This window comes from Crateriforma spongiae (assembly GCF_012290005.1).
Lineage (GTDB): Bacteria > Planctomycetota > Planctomycetia > Pirellulales > Pirellulaceae > Crateriforma > Crateriforma spongiae.
On sequence record NZ_JAAXMS010000010.1, the window covers coordinates 110,087 to 135,027 of the forward strand.

Annotated in this window: 15 protein-coding genes; 8 read left to right on the forward strand and 7 right to left on the reverse strand. The window is 57.9% G+C overall.

All coding sequences use genetic code 11. From position 1 onward, the window contains the following. Positions 1–161 precede the first annotated feature (161 nt). Both HFP54_RS22500 and HFP54_RS22505 read left to right on the forward strand, forming a co-directional pair. Positions 162–1,346: a WecB/TagA/CpsF family glycosyltransferase gene (locus HFP54_RS22500; RefSeq protein WP_168566877.1), complete on the forward strand. Its 1,185-nt coding sequence runs from the start codon at positions 162–164 to the stop codon at positions 1,344–1,346. A 90-nt stretch (positions 1,347–1,436) separates the two neighbouring features. After that, entirely contained in the window at positions 1,437–2,735 is a 1,299-nt protein-coding gene (locus HFP54_RS22505) for a GTPase (protein WP_168566878.1), read from the forward strand. A gap of 52 nt (positions 2,736–2,787) precedes the next feature. On the opposite strand, the gene HFP54_RS22510 is transcribed toward HFP54_RS22505, so the two are convergent. The 5 genes from HFP54_RS22510 to HFP54_RS22530 all read right to left on the reverse strand — a co-directional run bounded on the left by HFP54_RS22510 (position 2,788) and on the right by HFP54_RS22530 (position 10,327). Further along, a complete protein-coding gene (locus HFP54_RS22510; RefSeq protein WP_168566879.1) occupies positions 2,788–3,432 on the reverse strand; it encodes a peptide chain release factor family protein in 645 nt (214 codons plus the stop codon). Positions 3,433–3,465: 33 nt separating this feature from the next. Then, entirely contained in the window at positions 3,466–5,523 is a 2,058-nt protein-coding gene (locus tag HFP54_RS22515; RefSeq protein ID WP_168566880.1) for a hypothetical protein, read from the reverse strand. Beyond that, entirely contained in the window at positions 5,520–6,650 is a 1,131-nt protein-coding gene (locus HFP54_RS22520) for an HlyD family secretion protein (protein WP_168566881.1), read from the reverse strand. The genes HFP54_RS22515 and HFP54_RS22520 overlap by 4 nt, the downstream gene beginning before the upstream one ends. Beyond that, positions 6,647–8,830, reverse strand: coding sequence for an efflux RND transporter periplasmic adaptor subunit (locus tag HFP54_RS26260; RefSeq protein ID WP_168566882.1), 2,184 nt, complete (start codon positions 8,828–8,830; stop codon positions 6,647–6,649). Before HFP54_RS26260 ends, HFP54_RS22520 begins: the two co-directional genes overlap by 4 nt. Positions 8,831–9,010: 180 nt before the next feature. Further along, on the reverse strand, positions 9,011–10,327 hold the full coding sequence (locus HFP54_RS22530) for a hypothetical protein (RefSeq protein WP_168566883.1): 1,317 nt from the start codon (positions 10,325–10,327) through the stop codon (positions 9,011–9,013). Positions 10,328–10,534: 207 nt separating this feature from the next. Between HFP54_RS22530 and HFP54_RS22535 the strand changes: the two genes are divergently transcribed. From HFP54_RS22535 to HFP54_RS26265, 3 genes are all read left to right on the forward strand, one after another. Beyond that, complete coding sequence (locus HFP54_RS22535; protein WP_146412942.1) at positions 10,535–11,815, forward strand: putative sugar nucleotidyl transferase; 1,281 nt, start codon at positions 10,535–10,537, stop codon at positions 11,813–11,815. 45 nt (positions 11,816–11,860) lie between these two features. Continuing rightward, a complete protein-coding gene (argC, locus tag HFP54_RS22540; protein WP_146412941.1) occupies positions 11,861–12,871 on the forward strand; it encodes an N-acetyl-gamma-glutamyl-phosphate reductase in 1,011 nt (336 codons plus the stop codon). A gap of 292 nt (positions 12,872–13,163) precedes the next feature. Continuing rightward, positions 13,164–14,111 carry a CPBP family glutamic-type intramembrane protease gene (locus tag HFP54_RS26265; RefSeq protein ID WP_168566884.1) on the forward strand — a complete coding sequence of 316 codons (948 nt, stop codon included), beginning with the start codon at positions 13,164–13,166 and terminating at the stop codon, positions 14,109–14,111. 663 nt (positions 14,112–14,774) lie between these two features. Here HFP54_RS26265 and HFP54_RS22550 read toward each other — a convergent pair. Continuing rightward, positions 14,775–15,506, reverse strand: a complete 732-nt coding sequence (locus HFP54_RS22550; RefSeq protein ID WP_168566885.1) for a PEP-CTERM sorting domain-containing protein — start codon at positions 15,504–15,506, stop codon at positions 14,775–14,777. A 699-nt stretch (positions 15,507–16,205) separates the two neighbouring features. Between HFP54_RS22550 and HFP54_RS22555 the strand changes: the two genes are divergently transcribed. Beyond that, on the forward strand, positions 16,206–19,331 hold the full coding sequence (locus tag HFP54_RS22555) for a VWA domain-containing protein (protein WP_390658131.1): 3,126 nt from the start codon (positions 16,206–16,208) through the stop codon (positions 19,329–19,331). A gap of 120 nt (positions 19,332–19,451) precedes the next feature. Continuing rightward, positions 19,452–20,048 carry a dual specificity protein phosphatase family protein gene (locus HFP54_RS22560; protein ID WP_145300038.1) on the forward strand — a complete coding sequence of 199 codons (597 nt, stop codon included), beginning with the start codon at positions 19,452–19,454 and terminating at the stop codon, positions 20,046–20,048. Here the strand turns inward: HFP54_RS22560 and HFP54_RS22565 are convergent. Further along, complete coding sequence (locus HFP54_RS22565; RefSeq protein ID WP_235952211.1) at positions 20,026–22,962, reverse strand: TolC family protein; 2,937 nt, start codon at positions 22,960–22,962, stop codon at positions 20,026–20,028. The genes HFP54_RS22560 and HFP54_RS22565 overlap by 23 nt on opposite strands. A gap of 529 nt (positions 22,963–23,491) precedes the next feature. On the opposite strand from HFP54_RS22565, the gene HFP54_RS22570 reads away from it, so the two are divergent. Continuing rightward, positions 23,492–24,919: a hypothetical protein gene (locus HFP54_RS22570; protein ID WP_168566886.1), complete on the forward strand. Its 1,428-nt coding sequence runs from the start codon at positions 23,492–23,494 to the stop codon at positions 24,917–24,919. Positions 24,920–24,941 lie beyond the last annotated feature (22 nt).

Below are 24,941 nucleotides of genomic sequence, written 5' to 3' on the forward strand. Positions count from 1 at the left end.
ATCCTGCGAACGAAGGTTTCATAAGAAGGCCGCTGGTTGATCCGATGCCAACGAAGCCATAGGAAGCGACATCATGTTAGCGGTGTTCCGCCATGATTTCTTTGGCATCGCGATGACAAAAGGGTCACGCGGCTGCGGGCACGGGAGGATACGCTGCCGTCATGATCGCTATCAACGGGGCAATCGTCACACCAAGCCCGCGTCCCCTGACAACACAAGTGTTCATCATGGAAGCCGCACGGCGGAAGCGTCCTAAGTTTTGGTTGACCACCTTGACGTTTCATCCCGACCTGAAGCTTCGCCCGATGTCTGCACCGACGATTCTGCCCGGTTCACAGTCCGTGCCCGATGTCACCATCCTACCGCCCGCCACCGATGGGACGGAATCGGCACCCGGCCGCCCCGCTATTTCACAGAACACCGGTGCGTACGGTCCCGCAGTTCAGCAACCCGATTTGGAAACGATCCGGATGTCGGGCACGTCGATCGCCAAATTGACGATCGGTGAAACGCTGCATCGAATTGCGGTGATGGTCCATCAACGAGCGGGACAGACGGTGATTCCAGTCAAACTGGCCGATTTGCGACGCCGGCACGAGGACCCCCAGACGGCCAATGCACTGGATCGCGCCGCGTTCTGCGTCATCAGCAGCCGCATCGGCAACTGGCGCAGTCGCCTGGCCGGAACACCGATGCCCGAAAGAGTCTGCGACACCAAGCTTGCGGACGCGATCGCCCGTCACTCGACCGACTGCGGTTGGCGAATCTCGGTGCTGGGACGCGACGACGAATCCACTGAAAACATGATTCAGAAACTTCGCGAAACCGGCGCAAATGTAAACCGTATTCACCTGGAAGCGTCCGCGCCTTCGAACCGCTTGAGATCACGACTGCCTGGGGTGAACACTCGGCCACACTGTGAATCCAAAGGACGATCCGTTGAACAGCAACTTCAGCAGCACAGCCCCGACGTTCTGTTGGTGGCACTGCCGCGACCGGACGCGTTGCACTGGATCGCCGCACACCACAATGCTTTGAACGTTCCGGTATGCCTGCCCGTCGATCCACTTGCTTACATTCTATCCGGTGGGCCTTGGCTGGTTTCAGATCGTTGGCAGACCAACGTGATTGTCGGAGCGCAACGATCCGTTCGCATTGCCTGTGAATGGTTACGTCGGATTCCCAGCTTTGCCGCCGACAGCCTGTTCGTCGCGGAACGTCTGTGTCGCGAATGGTGTCGTATGGTGTCGCGATGGGGCATGTGGGAAAGCGAAGAACCGATGTCGCCCGGCGAAGATCGACGACGCAATCCACCAACATCATCAGGTCAATCTACCGCTCGGTGATGGGGCACCGTCGGTTGCCAAAACGGTTTCCAATCGCAACAGTGGTTTCGGATCGATCAAGCATTCGATCGACGCATCCCATGGCCACAGTTGTGGTGGCTGATCGCCGAAGCCTTTTTTGACGTGATACCGGAATTGCCCGCCCCCAAACCATCACCGGCCGTGTCCACCGTCGCCCGACGCCTGACCGGTCAGGGACGTTCGGCGGTCGCGGTGGTCCAGGTCCATGGTCCCGACGCCGTGTCGGCCATCGAGACCAATTTCAAGGCCGCTTCCAATACGGCTTGGCGAACCGGTCAAATTCGATTCGGCCAATGGCATGGTGGCCGCAGTGACAGCGGCGAAGACGTCGTGATCACCCCGATTTCGGATGACCAGTTCGAAGTCCATTGTCACGGTGGGATCGCGGCGGTGGGTCGAATCATGGACGACCTGTCCGAATCAGGAGTCCAATGCAGCGAGTCCCAGTCATCCGGCGAAACCGGTGCGAACTTGCTGATCCGTGAAGCCACCGATTGCCTGATTCACTGCACAACAAGACGGACTGCGGGATACGCCGCCACCCAAGTTCGCGCGGGACTGGCCCGATGGACGATCGATGCATTGGATCAACTGGAATCGGATTCTCAGGCGGCGGTCGTGTCTCTGGCACAGCAAGCGGACCAAATTCTGCGTCATGCCAGATGGTCGACTCGCCTGCGAGATCCATTTCGAGTGGTTCTCTGCGGACCGGCCAACGTCGGCAAAAGCAGCTTGGTCAATGCGATTGTCGGCTACCAACGAAGCATCACCTACGACCAGCCCGGCACGACTCGCGACGTCCTTTGGACATCGACCACGCTGGACGGTTTGCCGATTCGGCTGGCCGACACTGCCGGGCTTCGTCACTTGGTTGAAAACAAATCGAACGTCATCAGCACGGATGATCGGATCGAAATGTCGGGCATCCAGCATGCACAAAAGGTGCTGGCCGAAGCCGATTTGCTGATCGAAGTCACGGACCTTCCGAATTGGAAGTCGGCCAAGTCTGGTTCTGACTTTGGAGACGCTTGGAATGTCGACTCGTTTCTTCCGCCCCGGTCAACGACGTCGAACGAACCTTCGATCATTCGGCTCGTCAACAAGATCGATCTGAACAACGATGACCTAAACGATTTGATGACGTCAGACCACAAAGACTCGGTGCTGTGGGTTTCCGCGACCACCGGCCAGGGTTTGGATGAACTTTGTCTGCAGATCGTCGGCAAATTGGTCCCCGAGTTTCCTTCGATTGATCAGCCGCTGGCGATCAATTCGCGACAATCCCAATGGCTGGCCCGCCTGCGTCCCGATCAACGGCCGCAACAGTTTCGAGAAACGTTGAACGCGTTGCTGACCGGTCAAGGCTGATCGGGCTAGGCTGACAAACGGAACCGACGTTGGCACCATCACCTGCGTTCAATCAACGCAGCGGTTTTCGACCGTGGTGCTGGCGAATCTGGTTGACCAATTGCAACGCGGCAGGTTGGCCACGCAACAAACGGACGATTGCACTGGTCGACACGTTCCAATCATCGGCCACAAGGCTGGGCTGCCCGCCCGCATCCCAAAGATCATCCAACAAAACCGCAATTACCGCCGCCAGGTTCGCATTGGATGAAGCGATTCGCAGCGGTGACCCCGCGTACTGATCGCGCCAGCGTCGCGCAACCGAGTCCTGAGCCCGCGGACCGTCGACCGAGCGTGGGTCAGTACGGACCGCAATCGCCAATTTCATCCGCAATCTTTGAAACGCTTCGCGTTGATTGTCGACTTGGCTTCGTCGTTCCGTGGCTTCACCGATATGCCCGGTCGGACGATGCGTCCAGAAGATGCCAGTGCTGGTCTTGTTTCGATGTTGACCGCCCGGACCGCTGCGACGCTGTGCCCTTCGGTCGCACTGCCGCAGCAATTCATCTTCATCGATCGCGGCGGGATGCGGATGTGGAACGACGGTGGCCGGATATCGTTCGTCGGCGTTCGGTCGTTTCGCGCTGTGATCATCACCGTCGCGGTTGCCATGCCGGACATCTGTGGTGTTGGAATCGTCTGTATCGTCACGCGACATGCGTTTGGTCTCGGTGCACAAAGAGGGGAAGGTCTATGACGATTGGATCCATCGTAACCAAGCCTCTTTGAGATGCCCGAGCAGGCTACGCGATTTCAGATGAAAAACCGCGTGACATTCACCACCCATGTCGGCCAACACATGCAGCGGTTCTGCGTCGGCCGACTCAGCACTTAAAAGCGGACAGCTGACTTGATAGCTTGCCTGCTGCCAAGGCGACGGCTCAGCGGCTTCATCACTGACCGACACCGATTCGACAACGGAATGCCAGACATGGCCTGGACGCGTCGCGACGGTCAAACTGACATCAACACCGCGAAAGATCTCGTCTCGATCTTCGGCGTCAATTTGTAGAATTGCAACCATCGATCCGTCGCGCGCCACACGGCACCAGCCTGACTCCGGTGCAACTCGCTGTCCCACACCTTGGGACAACCCGATCGCTGACACACGAGTCCGATCGGCCGACCAAGACTGGGTACGGTCCCAACGTGCCAGCGGTGGCAAAACCAGTCCTGCATGGGGTGCGACTAATCGAGTACGCGATAATGATTCTTCCGCGGATTGACTTTTCGCGACGGCGGATTTGACCAATGATTGAGCACGAATCCAATGTTCATGCTGGCGTTGGTGATTGCCTGTCAAATTCCTGGCATCGGACAATTGCTGTTGGGCAATCGCGACTTCGGATGACGCACGAATCCATTCCAAACGCTGCTCACTCGAATCGACTTCGGCCAGCACCGTGTTTCCATCGACCACATCACCAAAGCCAACCGAAACGCTTTCCAGCACGCTGGAATCAGGAAGATAGACCGCCGTCGCGGATCCGGAATCCAGATATCCGGTGGCGTATCGATACCGAGGCAGCGGCATCAACAAGGCAATCAAAAGCAACCCCAGAATCGAAATCGCGAAGATCAATCGTCGCGGCGTTTCGACTTGCCCCCAATCCGATTGACCAGACGCAACGGTCCACCACCGTGTTGCCATCCGTGTCATCCAAACGATCAGTGCCAGCGTGATGACGAGCGTCCCTAATCCACCGGCGCCCGCCGCATCGAACAACCATGCGACGAAGCCTGCGATGCTGACCAAAACCGTGAATCGATACGCCGTGGAAGCGACATGGTAAACCAGCATCCCAAACCTGCGGCGCGAGGTCGCCGGCAAAGTCGCCGAGTGTCGTCCGGCCAACCGCACCAGGATCCATTGGCGGCTGCACTGCGCCGCTTCATAGCGAAGGTTCACACTGTGCACCCAATCGGCCAACACGTGGTATCCGTCGAATCGCATCAGCGGATTGCCGTTGAACATCAGCGTGCTGATGCCACACAAGACAATCAGATTCACACAAACCAATCGAACGGAGGGATCGTCAGCCACCGACCAGACGATGACCGACAACGTTGCGATGATCCATTCAACGTAAATTCCCGCCAACATCACAGCAGCGCGCTGCCATCGAGACGCCTGACGCCAAACATCCGTCACATCACAATAGGGACATGGCATTCCGCAAAAGAAAAAGACCCCAATTTTTCCCGGCGTCGCCCCCACGCGATGACACACAATTGCGTGCCCTAGTTCGTGGCCGATCTTGGTAACGCACAGCAACAAGAATGGCACCGCAACCGGCAACTGTCCCAAGCGTTCTGGCAGAACGGCCAGCTCCGATGCAAACACCTGGAACTGCAATAGCATCAAGACGCAAGCGACAACGGACAACACGACCCAACACTTGACCGCGGATGTTGCAAACAGCCAACCGGTCCAGCCCGAAAGCTTGGCGGCGATCGAGGAAGCGCCGAACAAAGGAACTTCGACCGCCAAGGGCGAAGGCAGACGGCGAGCAGTCCCGAGACGTTGCCGCGTCCACCCAACTCGCGCTGCTTGTTCCCAATGTTCCGGATCAGCGTTTCCCGATTGAAGCCGATCCCACAATCGTCGGGTCGTCTGGGCAAACGTCTTGCTAATGTCGCAATAGACGGTTCGGAACCGAGACTCGGTGCCCTTATGCAACACATGCAAGTCGGTTCGCAACCGCGGTGACGCCACCGAATCGCCGACCGAGCACGGAGACGAACTCATCGCAAAATCTCCGAGCGTCGCCGATTTCGGCTCAGGCGAATCTCCGCCTGCAAGCTGGCTCGCGAAGGCATCGTGCCGGGGCGAATCGCCGGTTGTCCCGTGAAGGGGATCGGTGCATTTGACATCGTTCGGTAGGGATCCCCCTTGGAACGATGGATCGTCGGTGACATGACCGCCACCGTCATGCGAATGTCTTGTCCCGGGTACAGTATCCAATCAGCGATGCCATCGTGCTCGTTGCCGACCAATTGATTGGCGACGTCGACGTGAATGCGGCGGTACCCACCGGGCAACCACTGGGGATCCACCGATTTAACGATGCCATCCAATCGCCGTGTCTGTGGATTCCCCTCGTCATTCGGTACGTCCCACCGAATCGATACAGGGCATCCCTGGCAATGTGCACGTCCGGCGACCTGCTGGGCAATCAGTGCATCGATGGTCAGATGTTCCGGACTGACAATCTTGGCAATCGCTTGGCCGCGTTCGACCCATTCGCCGCTGTCCCGATAGACATCGACCAAGATCCCGTCGATGGGCGATCTTAACTGCAAGGCCTGACAGTCCGTTTCGATCGCCGCCAATTCACTTTCGCGAACGCGACACCGTTGCTCCGCCTCGGCGTGTTCGGCCAAGGCCTGGTCGTACTGGCGCTGGGCCTGGGACACGGCTAGCGTCAACGCTCGGAAGGTGGGATTGCCAAGCGAATCCGGTTCGCCGAACCGACTTCGATAACGTCGCAGTTCCTCGTTCGCATCCGCCAACGCGGCTTCCGCATGATCGAGCGTCGTCGTGTCTTCGGCTTGCGTCCTAGCCAAACGTAATCGCTCGATCGCAGTCTGCCGCCGGCGGTTCAGTCGGTCATTGGTGAGATTAACGATGACTTGGTTCTTGACCACCACCTGATTGCGTCCGACTGCCCATTGAGTCACCACGCCGTCGGACAAAGCGGGTAGATCAACTTCGGCGCCGTAGCGGACAACACACTGGCTGGCTTGGACTTCGATACGATTGACGCGACCACCTTTCCCTTGGTCGGCGACAACGACTGAAGCAAACAGCATCCAGAAGCAAGCCGAAGTGATCGGAAGCGAAGCGGGACGAACATTCACTGCGAGGCGAATCATGTCGATGCCTCCGTCTTCGTGGGTTTGCCAAAGTGAAGCCCCCAGAACGATCGCACCGAATCAATGGCGTCACGGAACAACACGTATGCCAGCGGTGAAGTCCCACAGTGGAAACGAACTCGCACCGGCATCCCCTCGTGAGGAATCGTAGCGACGGGATTCTCGCTTGCCATCGCATTGCCAACCGCGTCCGTACGTGCCGGCGACGCAACCGAAGCCAAGGCCCCCTGCGAAGCCGCCGCGGTGGCGTCCTCCGTTATCGATAGGTGGTCGGGCAAAGCCAATTGCACCAAGGTCGCCGAACCGGATTCTGATTCGACGGCCGGTCCGATCGATTTCACGGTGGCATCCCAGCGGACATCGGGTTGAGCGACGGGGGAAACGGCCACGGACAACTCACCCGCGTCACCCGAGCACATCAGATCGCCCATGCGACGCTGATCGACTTCCGCTTCGGCATTCCAAGCAGTGTCCAACCGCACCACTTTCAACAACGGTTCGCCGAATCGCACTGGTCGATCAATTAAACGTTGCCGCAACCGCCAAGCATCAACGATTCCGGACTGTTTTGCGGTCACGTGAAGTGAAGCTTCAACGCTTCGCAGGTGCTCCAACTGGGCGTCGATCCCATCGATTCGCAACTCGGTGACACGACGACGCGAATTGGCTTGTGAACGCGCCGCAGACCGGTCGGCGGACGGGTGAATCAGATTCTCCGTCTCCACGGCCAATTCGGCCTCCAGCCGCAAACGTTCCGAACGCAGCTGTTTGATCTGCTGTTCCAACGTTTCATCTTTCAGCGTCAGCAATGGATCACCGACTTCGACGCGATCGTTGTGCCGCACATAGATTGCGTCCACCACCGCGTTTCGGGGCGAACAGACGCTTTGCCACTGCTGTGGTCGCAACACCGCCGGTGACGTCACGATATTTGGGACAGGCATCGCTGCCACAACGATTGCGGTCAATATCCCCATCCCGGTCATCCACTGGCGTCGGTAACGCTGATACCAGGAACCGTTCATTGCACCGGAGGGCGCAAGCCAACGCCCCAGCAACGAACGTTTTGTCGCCTTTGTTTTGATGTCGATGGCGATGCCCGCCATTCGGCAAAGCCGGATCAGATGGTCACGATGTTCTTCGGCACAACCGGAGTGGTTGTCTTTTCTCAGCCCGATCAGAGCCAGATCACTGGCCGTCCCCACACGAACCAGACAATCCAACACCAAGCTTTCATCTTCGCCGTCACCATCACCGACGTCGCGATCAAGATCGAAATAGCATCCGTTGTCGTCGACCGGTGTCTGAAGCGATTGCTGCAAAATCCAACGGACCGCTTCGCTGTGTCGATCGACTTGGTCGACGTGACTGACGGCGATCACTTCGCGTGGCCTTTCACGTCGCACCACGGCGACACGATCAAGATCGAAACCTTCGGCGACCGAATCGGCCAACGATTCGATGACGCTGCGTGGGTCCGACAATCGGCTCCATCGATCGAATTGTTGGTCGATCCAATCGGACAACTTAGCATCGTCGCGAAGTCGCCGGATCAGTTGGCGACGCATGAATTCACCGGCCAAGTCGGCCATCTGGGCTACGAACCGCAGATAGCCTCGTTGCGTGACGGTGCCCCCGCCGGATTCCAAATGGACTTCGATCAGGTAGGTGGGATCGGAGCCTGAAGATTCGCCCATGTCGGTGTCGATCGCGACCACGGCGACAGAGTGGGGCGACGGATTGGCGGGCTGTTCGGGGTCAGTCGCACCGGGCGTGGACGGCACCACCGCGGGACCGGCACCGGCAGCAATTTCGTGCAACATGCACTGATGCGATTGCCGGGACGCATTGGACCAGTCTTGAAAATCAACATTGCCCAACCGGTGACAAACATCAAACTCCGTCGCCGATGCTTTTCGCCAAACGGTGACTCCCTCGGCCGCCATCGCCCTCAGGATGCGGTCGGCCAGAAAAGCCCAATACCTTGATTCAGGCATCTGGGCGGTCGCCGCCGCAGCCACCTCGCGGACGATATCCGAGATCTCGCGTTGGGCATCGCGGACCAAGCCTTCCCCGGATTCAACCGACCGCCCTGATCGACGCGCAGCATCCGGCGAGGCCGTCGCTGTTGCGCCGGCGGCACGATAGACAAATGGCTGCTGGGGTGCGGCGTGTTTCACGCGATCGCGTCGATGTCCAGGGATGCGGCCGTACCGATGACATTTTGAGATGCCAAGCATCGGGGACTAGCAAAACCCGGCCTTCATCAGCAACGGCAATCCACCCGGCGCCCCAGCACCAGCATGCCTGCCACGCAGCCGAATGCCTCTTTCAGAAAACGCTTTCCCGCAGGCCGCTGGTCAACGACTCGGCTTCAACCGCCTTTCCGATCGCTGTCTCGCATGATGGCGATCAACCGGTGACGAAAACCCCAATGACTGGAGGTCCAATCCCCAAGTCGGATCCGCACGACAAAACTGAAAGCCGTGGTCACGTGGATCTTCGCCCTGGCGTCTGATCTCGAACGCCCAAGCCACATCACTGACTAGCGTCTGGCAAGGCTTCGATACGTCGGCAAATTGGTAGCCCTGGTGAACGGGACGATGATCGGAAGCCGCAATACCTTTGACCCAATCCCAAGACGATTGATCCTGATCCGAAGCCCTCGCAAGGATCGCAACCGCCGCCGCACGAGTGATCGGCGATGAAATCGGATCTTTCAGCCGGCAATGTGCGATCTGTCGAGTCCACGATGGATCACAGTAGGCCGCCATGGCGCGCAAATGCCGATCGTCGACTTCCGATGTCGGCAAGCTGCGCAACCAATGGTCGGCCACGGTGACAAAGATCGTATCCGAATCCTCGGCGACTTCGACACCATGATGCCAAGGCGATGTGGCACAGCGTGAAAGACGATCAATCATCGCCGATGTCGCGATGCGTCTTGCCGCGATGGGCTGAACCGCCGTTATTGATCCCGGCGTCTGGCTTTGGGCCACGCGGTTGTGGTTTTGCACATACAAATCGAGAACCAATACACTGAGTGTTCGGCATCGCTGGTGAACTGGATCCACATTCCCATCATTCGTCGTGAACGAGAGTTCGCGGAGCACGCTTGACCAAGGATCATCCATCTGCACCGGAGCACAAACGCCGCGATCGTCGAATGCGCGAAACAGCGAACGACAATGGCGGACCATTTTGGCGAATCGATCGCGTGTCTGGCACGTGTCACCCACCAGCCGGACATAGACCGGCCATCCAGGAAGACGAATCGGCACGGCTGAAGCGTGTGGCGACCGATCCAAAGCACCGATACGTTGTTGCCATTGTCGATCTTGGTACCGCATCAAAACTCGAGCGGCAGAAAATCGCAATTGCAGATCGCGACTGGTGGTGGCACGGCGGACCTGACGCAGTAGTTGCATCTGATGCGACGATCCATCCGGCAATTGCCGCAAAACGTCCAACAGATCCGTCGACGCCCGATTTCGACTCAGGTACGAATCCGATGCCAGCGCGATCAATCTTGGATCACTGGGAATCGATTCGGCGCGATTCAACTCCATCCGCTGATGCGAACCGGCATCGGCGAACAACGGCATCGAATTGGCCGACGCCAGAATTGCAAAGAACGAAAGAACTCGCCAATCCAAACGCACGCGGTCGCCCCACACGGTGTGTCAGCCAAAAAACCGACCCTTTCGTCTCGCCCGCACGGCGACAAAACGGCCAAAACCATCGGTCGCAGACTAATTACGGCCGTGGCCCCCCGTACCGGCAAACCGACCAACGCGACCGATCGACGAAAATGGTCCATGGTTTAAACTGCGCAGCCCCGATAATCCCACTATCAGCGACCTTTTCTTCCGCACGACTGATTCATGCAAATCATCTGTTTCGAAGACCGACACGTGGACCGCTTGGCCCCGATCACTCACGCTCGGCCCGCCTACGCGGTCACGTGTGCCAGCCACCGGTTGATCGATTGGCTGAAACGTTTGGTCGACGAGGGGCATGCCCAAAGTGTTCAGGCGATGGTGCGTGATTACTTGTTGACGTTGCAGCAATTGGATCACCAAATCGAAGCACCATCCCAAGTGGGCCAGGGCGGTCAAAGTGTGATGCTGGTCAACGCACGATTGGCTCCCACCGTTGCGGCGCTGGACGCACTGCGGAAATTGGCCAAACGGCAATCCGACGGCGTGATCGTGGACGAACGTGATCAAGCGGTGTTGGCGGCGGTGATCGGACCGAAGGAATTACAGGCGATCGAAAAGCGGGCTCCGACGACGCCATTGGTCGACGCGCTTCTGCAGACGGCTGGACAGTTACCCGCAATCACCGAGACCACGGTGACCGACGCCATCGCCGCGTTCTACTGGCCGCACGATGTGATCGAAACCCACATGGCGGAAATGCCGTCGGCGATGCAATTTCGCATCGACACGGGCGACTATGAACAACGTCAAGACGGTGTCTTCGTACGTCCCGGCGTAAAGATCGGCGATTATGAATCGATCCACGTCGACGACGGTCCCATTGTGTTGGAAGAGGGAGTCCAGATTGGCCCGTTCTGTTTTTTGGAAGGCCCAGTGTATGTGGGTGCCAACACTCGAATGCTGGAACACTCCGCCATCAAGGACGGTGTGTCTCTGGGGCACACGGTTAAAATCGGCGGCGAGGTCGAAGCATCGATCATCGAACCTTACACCAACAAACAGCATCATGGTTTCCTGGGACACAGTTACCTGGGCAGCTGGATCAACCTTGGCGCCGGCACTTGCAACAGCGACCTGAAAAATACTTACGGAAAGATCAACATCGAGTATGGCGATACCAAAGTCGCCACCGGAATGCAGTTCCTGGGATGCGTCATGGGTGACTATTCCAAAACGGCGATCAACACCGGCATCTTTACCGGCAAAGTTATCGGTGTGTGCAGCATGATGTACGGCTTCATCACCGCGAACGTCCCCAGCTATGTGAACTACGCTCGACTGTTCGGGCAGACGTCGCTCTTGCCGGCGGACGTGATGATCAGCACCCAACAACGAATGTTCGCCCGACGAAAAGTCCAGCAACGTGACTGTGACAAACAGTTGATCATTGATATGTATGAACGCACCGAGAGCGAACGAGAGTCCGAACAGATCGGGTTTTGATCTCCTCGGCTTTGCCGCAGCAACAATTTGACCGAAAGCAAATTCATGAACGTACGTGTCGGAATCGTCGGCGTGACCGGATACACCGCGGCGGAATTGGTCCGCTTGCTGGACCGTCATCCCAGCGCGAATTTGACCGCCGCAACCAGCCGTGGGGATGCGGGCAAGCCGATCCACGCGGTGCACCCATCGACCGCTGGTCGCAGCGACGTGATGATCGAAACGTTCGACCCGGACAAAATGAAGGCGTCCTGTGATGTCGTGATGTGCTGTCTGCCGCACGGTGCAAGTGCCGAAACGGTTCGCCAGTTGATCGATGTGGGATTGCGAGTCGTCGACTTCAGCGCCGACTTTCGGCTCTCCAGCGTCGAGGTCTATCAAAAATGGTACGACGTGCAGCACCCGTGGCCCGAGCGGATCGGCGTGACGGCATATGGCATGCCTGAGTTCTTTGCCGATGACATTCGGTCAGCCGATGTGGTCGCAAACCCTGGTTGCTATCCGACGTCGGCTATTTTGCCTTTGGTGCCGTTGATCAAGGCCGGCCTTGTGGATCCGTCAGATGTCATCGTCGATAGCAAGTCAGGGGTCAGCGGCGCCGGTCGGTCGCCCAAACTTGCGACGCTGTATTGCGAAACCAACGAATCGATTGCGGCATACGCGGTAGGTTCCCACCGGCATCAGCCTGAAATCAAGGATTTGGTTCATCGAATCAGCGGGAAAGACATCGAAGTCACATTCACGCCACACCTGACACCGATGGACCGTGGCATTTTGTCGACGATCTACTTGCGTCCCACCGGCGGATCCATCGACGACGGTATGCAGGCCTGGAAACAGCAATACGATTCGTCACCGTTCGTTCACGTGGTCGACCATTTGCCGGCCACCAAGCACGTCAGCGGAACAAATCATGTCCAAATGACGTTGCGACAAGCCGGCGACCGCTGGATTGCCGTTTGCGCCATCGACAACTTGACCAAAGGTGCCAGTGGTGCGGCGATCCAAAACATGAACGTGATGTTTGGGCTGAACGAAACCGACGGTCTGCTGTAGCAATCTGATTCGGCACCCGATTCCAACAGGCATCATGCCGGCTTTTTTTCGGTCGCTGGGCGTCACGAGGAATTGTGACGCCGGTTCGCCGGATGCCTACACTAAGCTGCAACCACGGGCGTTAAGCTGCAACCGCCGGATCACCATGATGGGTTCGCAATCTCGTGGTCGTTCAGATTTCTTGTCTACCTGACGGCATTTCTGCATGGACAGTCACCAGTCGCCATCTTCACCGACACCCTTCGCCCCGCCATCGCCGTCTCCATCGGACAACGTTTCCGGTACCGACGTGGTGAATCCTACGGCAAGTGAATCATCGTCGATCGCCCCACGTCCCCGACGAATCTGGCCCGTATTTTTGGTGATCGCCGCTTCGCTTGGCACTTACATGGTTGCCAGCGCGGCGGCGTTTCTGCTGGCGATTTTTTTGGTGACCGGCCAATTGTCGCTGGATCAATTACGAGATCCTGACACCGCCATCAGCGTTACGGAATCTCGGCTGGGATTTCCCATCGTCGTTGTGCTTCCACAATTTGCGCTGATCGCTCCCTGCATCATCGCGGCATGGTTATCGCCGGTCGGCTTTGCAAACAGACTGGGGCTGCGGCGTGGCAATTGGCCCTATTGGGCTTGGGTGTCGGCGATGCTGGCGACTCCGTTGGTGGGCATGACATCTGGATTGGTCGGCGGGCTATTTTTCGAAGAAAGCGATCATCTGAAAGAACTGACGCGCATCTTTCGCCAGCACGGTACCGATGGTTTCCTGATTCCGCTGGCGTTGATGATCGGTGCGACGCCGGCCATTTGCGAAGAACTTTTGTTTCGTGGCTACGTGCAAACGCGTTTGACAGATTCACTGGGACGCTGGTTTGGCCGACGCATTACCTTTCCCGTCGGCCGGGCGATCGGCGCTCTGCTGGGCCTGATCATTGCGTCGTTGGTGTTTGCCGCCTTTCACATGGATCCGGTGCACGTCGTCACGGTGTTTCCCATCGGCCTGTTTTTGGGTTGGGTGGCCTACCAAAGCGGGTCGATCTATCCGGCGATGCTGGGGCATTTCGCTAACAACACACTAAGCGTCGTGATCACCGTGCTGGCACCGGAAGAAATGCCCGACACGCTGGCGCTGCCATCGGTGATGTTCGCCTTTGCGATCTTTTCGGCGGGGATGCTGGGATTGGCCGGGTCCGTTTTGGCGTCGCTGTTGTTCAGCCAGCGACCGGATCACGAATTAATTTAGTTTGCAATTCGGCGCAGCCCATCAAGACGTCGTCAAAGGATCGCCGGAACGGGCACGATCGTTCGGGCTGAACCATACCGATGAAACGAGCGGTTGCGTCGGCAGCGTTTCCGATTGGCGCGATTGTGTGGCGTCTGCAGCTGGTAGCAGTGAACGCAGCCCATGCAGCGGCAAATTGCAATTCAAACGTCGCCCCCGGCCGGCAGCAACGAGCAACCTTGCGTCTATGAGATAGCGTTCGGGTGAGTGGACCAGCGTCGACGTGGGGCAAACCTGTCGACGACTCGGCGATCACTCATCGGCTTCCGGTCGATCAATCGTCTGCAGGGGCAAGCAGCCGAATCACGTTGTGGGGATGTGATTCCATTGGTCGACCGGAAGCCTGTTTTCTCTCCCAGTTCTGCGGCCCGAATTTCAGTACGTCGTCGGACACGGCTCACACGAGCCCCAATCCGCCGGATTCTCTTCCGGCCCGCACGATTCTTTATCGGATGCCACTGCAGGACTCAGTCTTACCTTCGTTCAGACGCAAACGGCCTGCCTGCGCCCCAGCGACACCACGAACAGCCCGATCGCCGGAATCCGTTCGTCGATCGGGAGATACCATCCCCTTTCGCTACGGGGTGCGGGCGATGGCCATATGAAATGGTGCAGTGCTTCGACCTAGGAAACTCGTCGCCTGCGACGAACCATGCCAGCTAAGCCACATAAGGTCAGAGCGGTCAAGCTGGCGGGTTCAGGAACCGCGACGACTCCGGTTATCTGTGGATCGGTGAATGTTCCAGAGTCGAAGTGGCTGATGATTCTCCATGTACTATCCTCGTCCATGTCTTCTTCTCCTGGTATCGATGGACTAGCCGGTGTGACTCCTCCAACGTTAAGGAATCGCAGACGAAAGTCTCCGGTGACGGTACCGATGGATGCCAGGCTGATGATGCTGTTGCTAAAGTTGCTGTCCTCATCGATTGTCGCAATGGCCGTTGTAAATCCGTCAGTTGACGCGAAAACCCCAATCTGGCTTGGACCGCTTGTCGACGACCTGGTTCCAATAATCAATTCATCTAGGGTCGCAGAATATCCCGGATCGAGCGCAAAGCCGATCTCAACGTAACCGTTGGGATTTAGCACCGTCGGGTCACCATCCAAATTGGTGGCCCAATTGTCAGAATTGAAAGCGTTATTCGTTGGTGTGTACTGAAGCCCCCCGCCACGAGTCATGTCGATGCCTGTGACTCCGGTAAGAGTGGTAGCACCAGCGACACTATCGCGGACACCGCTGTCAGCATCGCTGTAGGGAAATACCCCGTATGAAACAATGATGTCGGCGTAAACAGGAAGGCTGGTTGCAACCGAAAGCAGAGCAATGCCAAGGCTGAAGATGCTAAGTGATCTCATGTTGTTTTTTTGAGGTTTGCATTTGCGTTAGTTAGTTGCCCCGGGGCCTCAAAATAACGAAAAAGCCCCTGGTTTACCAAAGGGCACGACCCAGTTTCCCCAAATTAACGATAGAACCGTCGCCATCATCATCACCAAAATAAGATCGTTGGATGGAAATCCCTTGATTGCAAATGGCACCTCTTAGCCTGAAACCAAATCTATTGAGCAAGGACACAGTTAACTGGGATGCGGTCCATTTGAAATCGTTGAAGCACTCTGGGGAACCCTCGAACGCACTGTTTGACTACAAGGCAAGAATCAACGCCTCCAAATTGGCCATCGACGTGAGGCAGCCCCCCCCCCCTGCCTAGAGGCCACACACCACCATAATGGAGCGACCGATCGCCAATATGTTTCCTCTGCCCACATGGTTAGCAAGTTCTTTTTGACTGCTGGAAAATCTGGTGCCTTTGGAAATTTTGCTTTCTACCCTCGCACAAAACCACTCTTCCGGCCACCAAAACGACATCCACGTAAGGGGCCCTGGTGTAATGCAAGTGGTTGCGATCAGGCGTACCATAGGGTTGCCCGAAGTGGCTGGATCTAGATCCGAAGCACGAAGTGACGCCTCATTGATGCGGCCAACGCCGTCTGGGGCGAAATCGCGACCACCGGAGAAGAACGATAGAAACGCCGTTTGCCGTTCCGTTGCTGGCTTTGTTGCCAAGTCTGCGTTTGGGTTTTGACCACCCGGGCTACCTTTGGCTGTTGGCGGCTTTGCCCGTGCTGTGGTGGATCGGTTCGGGCCCATTACAAGTCTTGGGGCCTTGGCGACGTCGTTTCGCGTTGCTGTTTCGCACCATCGTTTGGGTCGGCGTGGTCCTGGCCATTGCGGGTGTCCAGTTGGTTTGGGTCAGCGACCGCGTCACCGTGATGTATGTGCTGGATCAATCCGAGAGCATCCCGCTGGCCAAACGCCAGGTGATGCTGGATTACGTGACCCGCAGCGTCGCGACCCACCGGAATCATACGCGTGAAGACCGAGTCGGCATCATCGTCTTCGGCCGTGACGCGATCATCGAAATGCCTCCGTTCGATGAAGACATCGCGGTCCGGCGTCTGGAATCCAATCTGGATCGAACCGACGCGACGGACATTGAATCGGCATTGAACCTTGCGCAAGCATCAATGCCCGAAGACACCGCTCGCCGCATCGTGATCGTCACCGATGGGAACGAAAACCTGGGCCGCGCGACGCAAATGGCATCACGACTGGGCGACGCCGGCATCGGTATCGATGTGGTGCCCGTCGAACTTGATTTTGCAAACGAAGTCTTGGTGGAAAAGGTCGACCTGCCGACCGAGATTCGTACCGGGCAACCGTTCGAAGCACGCATTGTCGTGACCAACTACAGCGATGACGGCGGTTCGGCAACCCAAAACGCGGGCGGCGATGCTTCCGACGGCGATGATTCCGACGGCGATGCGTCTGGTCCGGTCAAAGGTTTGTTGCGAGTCAAACAATCGGTGTCCGGTGAAGAATCACTGTTGCTGGAGCAGGAGATCGAACTGGATCCGGGCAAGAACGTCTTTCCACTGCAACACACGATTGATCAACCGGCGCCGTACACCTACGAAGCGGAATTCATCCCCCAGAACGATGACCAAGACGGGCTTCGCAAAAACAATCGCGCGACCGGGTTTACTTACGTCCGTGGCAAAGGACGCGTGCTGCTAATCGAAGACCGATCACGTCAGGGTGATTTCGATCTGTACGTTCAAACGCTGCGTGACGCGGACATCGAAGTCACCAAACAAAACACCGATCAGCTGTTCGGATCACTGGCAGAATTGCAAACGTTTGACGCCGTGATTCTGGCGGGTGTTCCCCGTGTCGGCGGCGGCGAAGGCAGTGGGCTGGTGTCGTTCACCGACGAACAAATCCAGATGTTGGTGCGGAACACACAACAATTGGGGGCCGGCCTGCTGATGATCGGCGGGCCCGAATCGTTGGGTGCCGGTGGCTGGACGGGGACCGAGCTTGAAAAGGCAATGCCGGTCGACTTTAAAATTCGCAATACCAAGATCCAAGCGGTCGGTGCGTTGGCGTTGATCATGCACGCCAGCGAAATGGCCGAAGGCAACCACTGGCAAAAGGTCATCGCGCGTGCGGCGGTCAAACAGTTGGGACCGGCCGACTATGCGGGGCTGTTGCACTGGACCATGGGCGGTGACGCTTGGCTGTGGGGCGGTCGTCAGGGACTGTTACCGGTCGGTCCAAACCGTCAAGCCATGATGGCCGCGATCGGACGCATGACCCCCGGGGACATGCCCCAGTTCGACCCCGCGATGCGGATGGCGGCTGCTGCGTTGACTCGCACTCCGGCGTCGATGAAACACTGTGTCATCATCAGTGATGGCGACCCGAGCGATCCGACGCCTGGAACAATCGCCGCATTCAAGAACAACAACATCACGATCAGCACGGTTGCGGTTGCCTCACACGGGCTGACCGAAAGTCAACGGCTGCGGCGGATCGCCCAGGCCACCGGCGGAAAATATCACCAAGTCAAAGACGGCCGGGCATTGCCGGAAATCTTTCAGCGGGAAGCCCGACGTGTTGCACGGCCGTTGGTCTTCGAACCGTCCGGCGGCACCGTCCCGGAAGTCATCTTTCCGCACCCGATGCTGGACGGTGTGGATCGTGTCATGCCACGGATCGGCGGATTCGTACTGACGCAAACCAAGAACAGCCCGCTGGCCCAGGTGCTGATCCAGTCCCCCAAACCCGATTCGCCGGAAAACGCGACCATCCTGGCGGCATGGACCTATGGGCTGGGCCGAACCGCCGTACTGACCACCGACGCGGGTGCACGCTGGGCGTCGTCGTGGACGCCGTGGAACGATTACGAAAAATTCCACAGCCAATTGGTCCGCTGGCTGATGCGACCGACCGGCGATACCGGAAAGTTCACACTGGCGACGCAAGTCCGCGACGGCGAAGTCGAAGTCATCGTCAATGCGTTGGACAAGGACGACGAATTTTTAAACTTCCTGGAAATGAACGCGACGGCGTTGGATCCCGAATTGAAACCGATCGCTTTAAGCATGCGGCAAGTCGCACCGGGGCGATATGTCGGTCGCTTTCCGGTGGATCAAGCCGGCAGTTACTTCGTCAACGTGATTCCCGACGAAGGCACCGCTCCGTTGACAACAGGCGTCAGCGTTCCGTTCAGCGAAGAATACCGAGTCCGCCGAACCAACCTAGCTTTGATCAATGCTTTGGCGGAAACCAAGGTCAACGGCGGCGAAGCGGGAATCGTGATGCCGGCGATCGATCAACGGGCCGCCGACGAATTGGTCCAAGTCGACACGTTCCGTGGGGGATTGCCGCCGGCGCGCAGCATCAAGGACGCTTGGCCGTGGTTTCTGTTGGCCGCATGTGTGCTGTTCTTGTTCGACGTGGCCGTCCGCCGCATCGCGATCAGTTTCGCATGGCTGGGGCGATGGGTCCGCAAACGTTTCGGCAAAGCCAAAGCGACCGACACGCCCACGACACGCCGCTTGGACGAATTGCGTCAAAGCAAAGACGCGGTTTCGCAATCCATTGATGCTCGACGACGCAGCGTTCGGTTTGATCCTCAGTCCGTGCCGACCGAATCGACGGGTCAAACAAGTGCACCGGAGTCATCGTTTGATTCGCCCGCGAGCTCCGGAAAGCCGCCGAAAGAATCGGCCAAAGACGGTAGCCGCCAAAGCGACGGGTCGACCTCGGACGCCCCGGTCAGCTATACCGAACGTCTGCTGGAAGCCAAACGGCGTGCTCGCAAGAATCGCGATTGAACCGATCTGCAGACCGCACCCGCATTGACGTTTCCGCGAGCAAGCCCCAAGCATCCACTGGCTTTTTTGCCGCCCGCTTTGTTTCAAACCGCCTTTCTCTGACGACGCAAAACGATCGCCATGTCTTCCGTCCCGTGGTGGCGTCGCTTTTATGCGACCGCCGTCTTTTACCCCACGCTTGCCTGGAACTACTTACTGGGCCGTGTGCTGAAGACGCGTCGATGGTGGGACTTCGTCGACACCAATGTCATCGTCGGTGCCCGGCCGTTTCCTCGCGATGTCAGCAATCTGAACGAGGCGGGGGTCCGAGCGGTGGTCAACACGTGCGAGGAATACGCCGGCCCGATCGTCGAATACGATCAATTCGGCATCGATCAACTGCACATCCCGACGACCGACTTTACCCACCCACGACTGGAAGACGTACGCATCGCGGTGGACTTCATTCAGTCCTATGTCAGCGAGAACAAGACGGTCTATGTGCATTGCAAAGCGGGACGTGCACGCAGTGCGACCGTGGTGATGTGCTGGCTGATTCAGTACCGCGGCATGACCGCCGAACAGGCCCAGCAAGCTCTGCTAAAGGCACGGCCCCACGTCAATCCCCATCTGTATCGCCGGCCGGTCGTCACCCAGTTCGTTCAATCGCTGGGTGACGACGCTTCGGACCATTCACCGGCGGCGTCGACCGCCGTTACAGGGGAGCCTCACCGCTGACCGAAATCGGTTGCGGCATCCGTTGGATCGGTTGATCCATGGGAACGCCACCGGTGTAATCGTTCTGCACCGGCACCGGTTCGCCGACCGGGACGTCGCTGATGATCACCTCGTTGGGAACCACACCCGATTCCAACATCGCACCGTAGGCATAGCCGTAATTCGGTCCCAACGGTTGACGTCGGATCGGAATACAGCATTCGTCTTCACAGCAACCGCACAGGTTGGGATTCTTGGTTCCCGGCAGGGTCAACAAGTATTCCGCATCCAATTCGCCCGGATCCATCCACAATCCGTCCGGCGTCAGGTCCATCACACCCAAGTCGAAGTACAGGCCGCGACGGACGACTTCGTAGTTGACATAGATGTTCAGCAGCTGGTTTTGCGATGCCAGCAGAGCATCCAACGCACGAATCGTATCCTGGGCGGCGGTGGGTCCGCTGTTCAATCCTCGGGCGTCACGCAACAGTCGAATGTCTTCATTCAATTCGATCTGTGCCGCGGCGATTCGCACGGCTTGTCGACCGAGTTCGAAATTCAATCGGTTCTGTTGCAACTGGCGAACGGTGCTTCGCATCAGACTCCAGATGCCGTCTTCGTATTGATAGTAGCTTCGTTTGGCTCGATCAAACTCGATCAACGACTGACGATACGTGTTGCGTTCTTGCAGTCGAGTGATGGGTGCATCCCACTGCAAACCGACTCGCAATCGTCCGGTGTCGCCACGCAGTGCGAACGGATTGTTGCCGACGTTTTGGACATCACCGCTGAAGACCACGTCCAGGCTGCTTTCCAAGTCATCCGCGTTGAATTCGATCAGACGCCACGAATCGACCAGCGATGCACGAGCATTGGCCCAGTCGCGACGGTTGACGCGGGCGATCTGGAACGCTTCGGCCGGATCGATTTCGATCTCGGGCAACAGCACGCTTTCGACGCGGGCACGAGCCTGGATCAGCTGGACCGCCAAAACGTCGTCGCCCAGTTCGGCCAACAGGTCTTGTGATTCCAAAATGATCTCATCACGCAATCGGACGGCCAGATCGGATTCGTCGCCGGCCCCTTGATTGGCCAGCAAGTCCTCGATGCTTTCGTCCAGGGCCTGGATCCTTTCGCCGTACGATTCCAAGCGTTCTTGCAACGCCGTGAAACGATCGGCCAGTTCGTCGGACAGTTCATCCAGTTCTTCGATTTCAAAGATCGACTCGTCGATTTCCTTGATGTTCAGCAGCGTACAAATCTGTGCCTTTTCCTGTTCGTAAAGGTCGTACAGCGATTCGTTTTGGCTGCGGCGATCGGGCAACGTCTCGATAAACTGTGCCAAGTCCTCTTTGACTCGTGGCAAGTCGTCTTCCAGCAAGGTTTCTCGGAAATCGGCCAGCGGGTCGATTTGTTGCTTCAAATCACGCAGGAAGTCCGCAACCTCGGGCGTCCATTCGATCGTCGATTCGGGCAGCCCGGTTTCCTCGTTGATCACCGGCTTGGCGGTTTCCAATAATGACACGTTCAATGCACCGACGTTGGTCCGCACGTCGACCAATTGTTCGCGTCGTCCACGCAGTTCGCGATCGATCAGTTCGAATCGCTTCAAGATCGGATCGTCGATTCGCACACAGATGTACGGCGGCAAACCAAGTTGGACCAGGAACCGATCCAGCGACGTTTGGTATCCGACCTTTTGTTGAACGAGCTGGCTTTGCGAGCTGAGCAGGGCCGAACGGGCCTGTGCGACTTGCAACCGTTGACGCACGATCGCTTCGGCGTCGTCTGGAATCGTGGTCAACAGTTCGACCAAGGTGTTTTCCAGCACCAGCAGGTTTTCGCTAAGCCGGGCAATGTTTTCTTCCAAGTTTTGGATCTGCAATTGATCCTGCAACAAGCCCAGCAGACCGCCGGCTTGGGGCACGCCACCGAAACCGGCGCCACCGCCACCGCCACCAGTCAGACCGGCGAATCCGCCCCCCAATCCGGTGAAGCCGCTGAGTCCGACGCCGAAGACCCCACCACTACGTTGCACGGTGCTTTCGGTCGATCGCCCCACGGTGATGTTCAGATAGAAGCTGCGACGATAACGCTCGAACGCACGCACATTGGATAGCAGACGACGTTCCGACAACGTCAGTCGTTCCAGCACGCGGTCGCGGCCGGCGTTTCGCAGCAACGGTTGAATCAGTGAAAAATCCAATACCGTCGATGCACTTTGTGCGTTCGGGCCGCTCAGTTCCCAGACAATGCTGTTGGCCACGCCGGCAACCAATTCACCACCGGTCGCGAAGGACCGTTGTAGCGCCAGGTTTCGTCGTCCAGTGCTGTACGGACCAACCTCCAGACGGGTGCTGCTGTCGCTGCCACCATTACGACGCCGGCCGTCGGCGGTCAGGAATGTCCGAGCCCCGCCGAAAAACTGGGTATCAAAGCGGAATCGTTCACTGCTGACGTCCAGTGCGGACAGGTACAGTTGTTCCAGCTGCTGTTGATAGTCGGGCGAATGCAGCAAAGCCAACTGGACCGCCGTGTCGGCATTCAGCACCAGCACGCCGTTTTCGTCCAGGGGCAGGAATTGCCACCAGTCGGGACTTTCGGTGATGTTCGTTTGGCCCGCTGCATCCCACATCGGATATCCGCGTCGGCCGTCCACGCACTGCATGTACTTGTTGGACGCCGGGTCATCCAAAGGTGCCGGCTGAAAATCCGGATCAAACGGATTGAACATCCGGCTGCGGCGATCCGGCAGAATGCCCAAACGGGTTTCCGGGGGGCGGGCGACCGTGCAAGCCTTCTCGCGAATCAGTTCGCTGACTTCTTGGTCTGCTTGCTTGCGGTAGAACTGGCGGTGGCAGCCGGCCGTTGGAACGATCGTTTGGATCAGGGCCAACCCCAATATCAGACCGGAACGCAGTTTTGGTTTTTTCACGGCAATCGGCGGGGGCAGAAGGAGTGATAGAACGTCGTCGACCGACACAGACGGCACGACCGCCTCGTTCGCTTCTTCTGTTCGGTCCGGTCGTGCGGGCCGCTTGATCGCTGAATGTGGTCTGACCGGCCGAACCCCACCCAAGTGGTTCCGGTGGTTCGGGCTGTACCGGTTGTGCGACACTCCGCCGGGAGAATGCTGCACATTCGCACCCTGGCGTTTTAGCGCCATCGGGGACTCTTTGGGCGACCGATTGGCCCGTCCCGGCGGGCAATCGAATGCGGCCTGCTGTCGGTTCGGCGCAGAACCCCGTACAGTTGGCACAACCGGTCCAACGAATGGCGGGCATGAAAGATGGCGGCGAAACGCCCGCAGAGGCGGAGAAAAGCTTGACGCTACAAATACCCCAATTTACTATCCGGACTGGCCTTTTCTCCGCGTTTTGGCGGCCTTCCTGATCCTCTGGTGCCCGACGCGGTGCATCGCTTGTCCAACCCGCTCGGCGGGCCCCCCACGCCACGGTCGTTTCATGCAGTACGTCATCCTCGCCGTCCTGGTCATTCTGGTCATCGCATTCTTTGTGATGGTCTGGAAGGCTTCCCCGTACTGGCGGTGGTACGCCCTGACGACCGCGTCGTTGACGATGATTTTGGCGGTCGTTTTCATCTTTCCGACGGCCATCGTGCTGAAAAGCCGATCCGCCTGGCACAAGATCAAGGAAGATCTGGAAACACGGTACGACGGGGCGGTGGCCCAGCAAAAGGTGCTGAATTTCGGCGATCCCACCGACCCGACCGCCGGCCCCGGCGCGGTCGATCTGAACCAGCAACTGGCCCAACTGGGCACCGAAGCCGGTCGACACTGGCGGGGACTTCGCGTTAGCAACATTCAGGACCGCGCGATCACCCTGGTGCAGCCGCCGCGTCCCGAGGATGATCCGGCCGCCGGTGGTGACGATAACGCACCAGCCCCCGCCGACGGTGCCCAGCAGACACTGGTCCCCGGCGAACTGGTCGTCCATGCCTTCGCCGACCAACCGCGTCCGGGTTTCGAATTTCCGGTTCCCAATTTTTACTTGGGCGAATTTCGCGTCACCGCCAGCGATGCGAACACCGTGACGATCGAACCCACCACACCGCTTCAACCGCAACAAGAACAGGTCATCGGCAATCGCCAAGCGGTCGGCTGGTCACTGTACGAATTGCTGCCGCTGGACGGTCACCAGGTCTTCATCGCTGCCGGCAGCGAACCAGACGACGAAAACCTGTTCGGCCGCCCAGACGAAGAATTGATCCGCAGTTTGCTGGGCGACAGCGTCAGCGAAGAAATCTTGCAGTCCTATATGCGAGACGGTTCGCGTGCGACGCCTGAAGATCCGATCGAAACGGTTTGGAACAAGATTGAGTTCTTGAAGCCATACACGTTGGATGTCGACAGCCCTACGCAATCCGGTGTCCTGCAAGGCGGGTTCTTTGACGGCAGCGGACGTGCCCTGGACAGCCGCCTTCAGCATGGCGGTGAAAAAGGCGTTCAGTTCAAACAGGGTGACCAGTTGGTCGTCAAGCAGGAAGCCGCGGAGAAACTGTTCGACGAAGACGTCGCCAAATTGATCGACAAGTACTACGTCCGGCCGCTGAATGATTACCGATTCGGGATCCGCAATATCCGGTTGCGATTAAAAGAATTGGCGATGCGAAAGGCGGAATTGGAATTCGAAAACAATGTGTTGCAAGAAGCCACACGGTCCAGCCAAAACCTGTTGGTCGAATACCAGGACGAAGCGTTGAAGTTGGAACAAGACCTGGCTCAAACGCGAATCGAAACCGAGGCGATCACTGAATACATCCAGACACTGGAAAGTCGTGTCAAAGAAACACGCGAAACCCTGGTCCGGTTGTATCGCAGCAACCAAGAAATCGAAAACGAGATTCAACGGGTCTACGCATCGCTGAATTGAGGCGGTTTGATCGGCAAGATTT